Annotated in this window: 7 protein-coding genes; all 7 read right to left on the bottom strand. The window is 64.3% G+C overall.

Features of this window, described 5'->3' with window-relative positions:
• Positions 1–6 precede the first annotated feature (6 nt).
• The 7 genes from purH to aroQ all read right to left on the bottom strand — a co-directional run bounded on the left by purH (position 7) and on the right by aroQ (position 6614).
• Positions 7–1623: a bifunctional phosphoribosylaminoimidazolecarboxamide formyltransferase/IMP cyclohydrolase gene (purH, locus tag AC3AYF_RS16370; protein ID WP_295037126.1), complete on the bottom strand. Its 1617-nt coding sequence runs from the start codon at positions 1621–1623 to the stop codon at positions 7–9.
• A gap of 110 nt (positions 1624–1733) precedes the next feature.
• The gene (gene fis / locus AC3AYF_RS16365; RefSeq protein WP_110708583.1) at positions 1734–1979 is read right to left on the bottom strand and encodes a DNA-binding transcriptional regulator Fis; all 246 of its coding nucleotides are present in this window, start codon (positions 1977–1979) and stop codon (positions 1734–1736) included.
• 59 nt (positions 1980–2038) lie between these two features.
• Entirely contained in the window at positions 2039–3073 is a 1035-nt protein-coding gene (dusB, locus tag AC3AYF_RS16360; RefSeq protein ID WP_295037125.1) for a tRNA dihydrouridine synthase DusB, read from the bottom strand.
• Between the two features lie 190 nt (positions 3074–3263).
• On the bottom strand, positions 3264–4163 hold the full coding sequence (gene prmA, locus AC3AYF_RS16355) for a 50S ribosomal protein L11 methyltransferase (protein ID WP_295037122.1): 900 nt from the start codon (positions 4161–4163) through the stop codon (positions 3264–3266).
• 82 nt (positions 4164–4245) lie between these two features.
• Positions 4246–5589 carry an acetyl-CoA carboxylase biotin carboxylase subunit gene (gene accC, locus AC3AYF_RS16350; protein WP_295037120.1) on the bottom strand — a complete coding sequence of 448 codons (1344 nt, stop codon included), beginning with the start codon at positions 5587–5589 and terminating at the stop codon, positions 4246–4248.
• A gap of 21 nt (positions 5590–5610) precedes the next feature.
• A complete protein-coding gene (gene accB, locus AC3AYF_RS16345; protein ID WP_295037119.1) occupies positions 5611–6078 on the bottom strand; it encodes an acetyl-CoA carboxylase biotin carboxyl carrier protein in 468 nt (155 codons plus the stop codon).
• 92 nt (positions 6079–6170) lie between these two features.
• The gene (gene aroQ, locus AC3AYF_RS16340; protein WP_487780016.1) at positions 6171–6614 is read right to left on the bottom strand and encodes a type II 3-dehydroquinate dehydratase; all 444 of its coding nucleotides are present in this window, start codon (positions 6612–6614) and stop codon (positions 6171–6173) included.
• Between the last annotated feature and the right edge of the window lie 217 nt (positions 6615–6831).

The following is a 6831-nucleotide window of genomic DNA, read 5'->3' as shown; positions in this document are numbered from 1 at the left end:
CGCGGCTTAGTGCCGGAAGTGGCGCATACCGGTGAACACCATCGCGATGTCGGCCTCGTTGGCCGCGGCGATCACTTCCTCGTCGCGCATCGAGCCGCCGGGCTGGATGACGGCGGTGATACCCGCCGCGGCGGCGTTGTCCAGGCCGTCGCGGAAAGGGAAGAAGGCATCCGAGGCCATCACCGAGCCGGCCACCTGGAGTCCGGCGTGCTCGGCCTTGATCGCAGCGATACGTGCCGAATTGACACGGCTCATCTGGCCGGCGCCGACGCCGATGGTCTGGCGCTTGCTGACGTAGACGATCGCGTTGGACTTGACGAACTTGGCGACCTTCCAGGCGAACACCAGATCGTGCAGCTCCTGCTCGGTGGGCGCGCGCCGGGTGACGACCTGGAGATCGTCGGCGCCGATCATCCCGGTGTCGCGGCTCTGCACCAGCAGGCCACCGTTGACACGCTTGTAGTCCCAGCCGGCGGCGGTTGTCGCGGGTAGCTCTCCGCATTCGAGCAGACGCACGTTGGTCTTGCTGGCGACCGCCTTGCGCGCCTCGGCAGAGATGCGCGGTGCGATGATCACCTCGACGAACTGGCGCGCGACGATGGCGCTGGCGGTGTCGCCGTCCAGCTCGCGGTTGAACGCGATGATGCCGCCGAAAGCGGATTCACTGTCGGTCTCGAAGGCCAGGTCATAGGCCTTGCGGATACCGCCCTCATCTTCCGGCACCACCGCCACGCCGCACGGATTGGCGTGTTTGACGATGACACAGGCCGGCTTGGTGAAGGATTTGACGCACTCCAGCGCCGCGTCGGTGTCCGCGACATTGTTGAACGAGAGCGCCTTGCCCTGAAGCTGCTCGGCGGTGGCGATGCTGGCTTCCCGCGCGCCGGGCTCGGCCGTGTCTGACTCGACGTAGAAGGCCGCTTTCTGGTGCGGGTTCTCGCCGTAGCGCATGCCCTGTTTCTTGGTGAACTGCAGCGACAGCGTGCGCGGAAAATCCGGCTCGCCGCTACCGACCCACTGGCCGAAATAGTTGGCAATGGCGGCGTCATAGGCGGCGGTGTGCTCGAACGCCTTGATCGCCAGGTCGAAGCGGGTCTTGTGACTGACGCCGCCGTCGTGGCTGGCCATATCCTTCAGAACGCGGGAATAGTCTGCGGCGCTGACCACGATCGTGGTGTGCTCGTGGTTCTTGGCGCAGGCCCGAACCATCGTCGGCCCCCCGATATCGATGTTCTCGACGGCGTCCTCCAGGGTGCAGTCGGGCCTGGCCACGGTCTGCTCGAAAGGGTAGAGGTTGACGACGACCATATCGATCGGGTCGATACCGTGCTCCCGCATGACCTCGTCATCCTGCCCGCGACGTCCGAGAATGCCACCGTGAATCTTGGGGTGCAGCGTCTTGACGCGTCCATCCATGATCTCCGGAAAGCCGGTGTGCTCGGAGACTTCGGTGACCGCGATATCGCTCTCCCGCAGCAGGCGATAGGTACCGCCGGTCGATAGCAGTTCGACACCCAGCGAGGTCAGTTCGCGAGCGAATTCGACGACGCCGGTCTTGTCGGAGACGCTGAGCAGGGCGCGACGGACGGCGCGGGGGGCGGTAGAAGCAGGGGGTTGAGACATGCCAGTCCACTCTTGTGCGATGAGACGGCAAGCGCAGCCAGGAGACCCTCGGGTCGTCGGCGGCGTCGCGCGTCCGGGTGGCGCTTCGCTCGGGCGAAGCGAGAGAGAATTTACATCAGGTCGTACTGCTTGAGTTTCTTGCGCAACGTGCCGCGATTGAGACCGAGCAGCTCGGCGGCGCGGGTCTGATTACCTTCCACGTTGCGCATCACGACTTCGAGGAGCGGCGCCTCGACTTCCGCCAGCACCATCCCGTAGAGATTCGAGACGGATTCTCCCTCGAGATGGGAGAAGTAGCGCTCCATGACGCGCTCGACACACTCTCTGAGTGTCGTATGGGATAGCGCATCGGGCATTTGAAGGGAGTCGATCTCGGCGGATGACTCACCATCGAGAGCTAAGGGCTGCCGGCTATTCATGCTGCGTGGATTCCATTACCGATCGCGGCGGCGTCACCGCGAAAGAGTTCATGAAGAAACTCGAATTGTTGTTGGGTCTGCTCGAGACGATTGAAGCGAGAGCGGTGGGCCCGGCCCGGATCGCACGAGGCAAGGTACCAACCGACATGCTTGCGAGCCACCCTGACGCCGAGATAGTCGCCGTAGTGCTCGTGGAGTGCACGTAGATGACGTCCCATGGTGGTGGCGATCTCATCCGCGCTCGGTGGCGCGTGTTCGCGACCGGTGCGCAGGTAGTGCTCGATCTCACGGAACAGCCACGGGTTGCCCTGGGCGCCGCGCCCGACCATCACCGCATCGGCGCCGGTGTAGGCGAGCACTTCCGCAGCGCGCTGCGGCGTGGTCACGTCGCCGTTGGCGAAGACCGGTATCGACACGCGCTGCTTGATGGCGGCGATGGTGTCGTACTCCGCGGAGCCGGTGTAGCGCTGCTCACGGGTTCGGCCATGAACGGCCAGGGCTGCGATACCGGCGTTCTCGGCGAGGCTGGCGACACGCTCCGCATTGCGGGTCTCTGCACACCAGCCGGTGCGGATCTTCAGCGTGACCGGGATGTCGACCGCCGCGACCACGGCCTCGAGGATATCGGCTACCAGGCGTTCGTCCCGCAGTAGCGCCGATCCCGCCGCCTTGTTGCAGACTTTCTTGGCCGGGCAACCCATGTTGATGTCGATGATCTCGGCGCCGGCGTCGGCATTGAGCCGTGCCGCCTCGGCGAGCATCTGCGGGTCGCCGCCGGCGATCTGCACCGATCTTGGCCCTGGTTCGCCGCGATGGATCATGCGCTGTCGGGATTTTCGAGTGTGCCAGAGCCGGCTGTCGGCGGTGACCATCTCCGACACCACGAGACCAGCCCCCAGTTCGCGACAGAGCTGGCGAAAGGGGCGGTCGGTCACCCCGGCCATGGGAGCCAAAATCACGCGATTGGGTAGCGTGTGATGGCCGATGCGGGGTAACGGGCGATCGGTCTGCGGTGACACGGAATCACGCATCGTTACAGGGGCTCAGGCAAAACGGGGAGGCTATGATACCGGTCACCCCGGCTTTGTTGAAGCGCTGTTTGCCGACTCACGACCTAAGCCGCAAAGTGCGCCCGGGGTGTATGAAAATCCTTCAGGCCAGAGCGTTTGGGCATGAAACCGGCCGCCGACGCGGACGCATGGCAGACCGGTCTCGTAACGTTCAGGCCGCTCGGTGTCCGACGAGGAGAACCCAGCCTTCCTTCTCCTGAGGCTCCTCCATGCGCAGGCCCTGGGCCCGATAGGCGTCCAGCACGCCATCCGCCTGGGCGGCCAGAATGCCGGATAGGGCCAGATGGCCCCCGGGTCCGACCCGGCCGGCGATCGTTGCCGCCATGTCGACCAGGGGGCCGGCGAGGATATTGGCGACGACCACGTCGAACTGCCCCTGTCCGATTTTTTCCGGATAATCCAGGATCAGGCTGGATTCATCGATCCGGTTGCGTGCGGCGTTGTCCCGGCTCGCCTGCAGTGCCTGGGGATCGATATCGACACCGACGGCGGTATCGGCACCGAGCTTTAGCGCGGCGATCGCCAGAATGCCGGAACCGCAGCCGTAATCCAGTACCTGTCGCTGGGCGAGATCCTGGGCGTCGAGCCAGCCGAGGCAGAGCGCCGTGGTGGGATGGGTACCGGTGCCGAAAGCGAGACCGGGGTCGAGCAGCAGGTTGACGGCGTTGGGGTCCGGCGCCTGATGCCAACTGGGCACGATCCACAACCGGCGGCCCATTCGCAGGGGTTCGAAGCCGTCCATCCACTCACGCTCCCAGTCGCGATCGGCCAGCAGTTCGTACTCGATCTGCGGTGCGGGATCATCGGGGGACTGCTCCGACCAGGCTCGCTGGACACGCTCGATCATCGCCTCGACGCCGGTGAGATCGTCGTAGAGGCCGGTAAGCACGGTCTCGCGCCACAAGGGGGTGGTACCCCGGTCGGGCTCGAAGACCGGTTCGTCGTGAGCGTCCTGCAGGGTGATCGCGCTGGCCCCTTCGGCCAGCAGCAGTTCCTCCAGCCATTCGGCCTGCTCGGGGGCGATGGATGCCTTGAGTTGTAGCCACGCCATGAGTCGCTCTCCGGATTGACGGCGGTGACGAAAACGGGGCGGGCTATCGCTGGATAGGCCGCCCCGTCGGGATCGCTCGGGTTCAGCTGAGGCCGAGCTTCTTCTCCAGGTAGTGGATATTGACGCCTCCACGCTGGAAGGCGCTATCGCGAACCAGGTCCTTCTGCAGATCGATGTTGGTCTTGATGCCTTCGACCAGCAGTTCGTCGAGTGCGTTGCGCATCCTGACCAGTGCGATATCGCGGTCCGCGCCCCAGGTGATCAGCTTGCCGATCAGCGAGTCGTAATAGGGCGGCACGCTGTAGCCGGTATAGATGTGGGAGTCCATGCGCACGCCCAGGCCGCCGGGCGGGTGATAGAGGTCGATCTTGCCGGGGGAGGGCATGAAGGTGCGGGAGTCCTCGGCATTGATGCGACACTCGAACGCATGACCGCGCAGCTCGACGTCGGACTGCTTGATCGACAGCGGCTGACCGCAGGCGATACGAAGCTGCTCCTTGACGATGTCGACGCCGGTGACCATCTCCGTCACGGGATGCTCTACCTGAACGCGGGTATTCATCTCGATGAAGAAGAACTCGCCGTTCTCGTAGAGAAACTCGAACGTCCCCGCGCCCCGGTAGTTGATCTCGATGCAGGCGTCGGTGCATGACTTCAGCACCTTGGCACGAGCCTCGGGATCGAGATGCGGCGCCGGCGCTTCCTCGAGTACCTTCTGGTGACGGCGCTGAAGGGAGCAGTCACGGTCGTAAAGGTGGATGGCGTTGCCCTGGCCGTCGGCGAGGACCTGCACCTCGACGTGGCGTGGATTCTCGAGGAACTTCTCCATGTAGACGGTGCCGTCGCCGAACGCCGCTGCGGCCTCCGAACGGGTCACGCTGGCCGCCTTGGCGACCTCGTCGTCGTTGCGCACGACGCGCATGCCGCGACCGCCGCCGCCGGCTGCCGCCTTGATGATCACCGGGTAACCGATACGACCGGCGATACGGCGAATCTCGGCGTCGTCGTCCGGCAGCGGCCCATCGGAGCCTGGCACCGTCGGAACGCCGGCCGCCTTCATGGCGTTGATCGCGCTGACCTTGTCACCCATCAGGCGAATGGTTTCCGCCCGCGGTCCGACGAAGGTGAAGCCGGAGCGCTCGACCTGCTCGGCGAAGTTGGCGTTCTCGGACAGGAAGCCGTAACCGGGGTGAATGGCGCTCGAGTCGGTGACTTCCGCCGCACTGATCAGGGCCGGAATATTGAGATAGGACTGAGCCGAGGCGGCGGGGCCGATACAGACGGCCTCGTCTGCCAGGCGCACGTGCATCAGTTCGCGGTCGGCCTGGGAATGAACCGCCACGGTCTTGATCCCCAGTTCCTTGCAGGCGCGCAGGACGCGGAGGGCGATCTCGCCGCGATTGGCGATGAGTACCTTGTCCAACATGATGGTTTCGCTCGTGTGGCCTTAGTTGATGATGATCATCGGCTGGTCGAACTCGACCGGCTCGCCATCCTCGACCAGGATCGCTTCGATCACGCCATCCTTGTCGGCTTCGATCTGGTTCATCATCTTCATCGCTTCGACGATACACACGGTATCGCCCTTCTTGACGCTCTGGCCGACTTCGACGAACGCCTTGGCGCCCGGTGCCGGCGACCGGTAGAAAGTCCCGACCATGGGGGAGGTCACCGCATGGCCCGTGGGCTGTACGGGAGCCGGCTCGGCGGGGTCCGGTGCCGGCGTAACCGCGGTACCGGGCCCCTGGGGTGCCGGTGCCATGGCTTGCGGCATGACCATCGGCTGCTGCATGGCACCGAAGCCATTGGGGTGGCGACTGATGCGAACCGACTCCTCGCCTTCCTGGATTTCGATTTCGCTGATGTTGGACTCTTCCAGGAGTTCGATGAGTTTCTTGACCTTGCGTATATCCATGGCGATGTCTCGGCTTGGTTGAATGTGACGGTTGAATGTGACGGCTGACCGCGATGGTGCCAGTCACCGAGTGCCCTTCGGCAGATAAAGACTCAGGCGCGATCCAGTTGCGAAAGTGCGGCTTCCAACGCGAGGGTGTAGCTCTCGGCACCAAACCCGGCGATGACGCCTCGGGCGACATCGGTGAAGTAGGAGTGGGCGCGGAAGGGCTCGCGGGCGTGCACGTTGGAGAGATGCAGTTCGATGAACGGGATATCGACCCCGGTCAGCGCATCGCGCAACGCCACGCTGGTATGCGTGAAGGCGGCCGGGTTGAGCAGGATGAAATCGATGTTCTCCTGCCGAGCGCGGTGCACGCGCTCGACCAGCTCGTGTTCGGCGTTGGATTGCAGCCACTCGAGTTGATGACCGGTGCTCAGCGCGCGCTCGGTCAGGCGCACCCGGATATCCTCCAGCGGGGGCGTGCCATACACCGCCGGCTCGCGAGTGCCGAGCAGATTCAGGTTGGGACCATTGAGAACCAGGAGTCTAGCCATGACCGTCCTTGCGCTGTTAACCCGTTCATGAATTGCCGAGATCGCGTCACTTTGCTGCAAGATGGCGTCTTCGGCGCACCGTTTTCGTTGGTGTCGAAGTTTGCCGAAAAAGACTGGGGGTGTCCACCCTGACCATCGAACGATGTTCGGTAACCTATGGCCACGAGCTACGAGCTACGAGCTACGAGCTACGGGCTACGGGCTACGGGCTACGGGC

The sequence above is a fragment of the Salinicola sp. genome (genome assembly GCF_982684285.1).
Note: the sequence above shows the minus strand (reverse complement) of the source record. Positions and strands in the feature narration are given on the sequence as shown.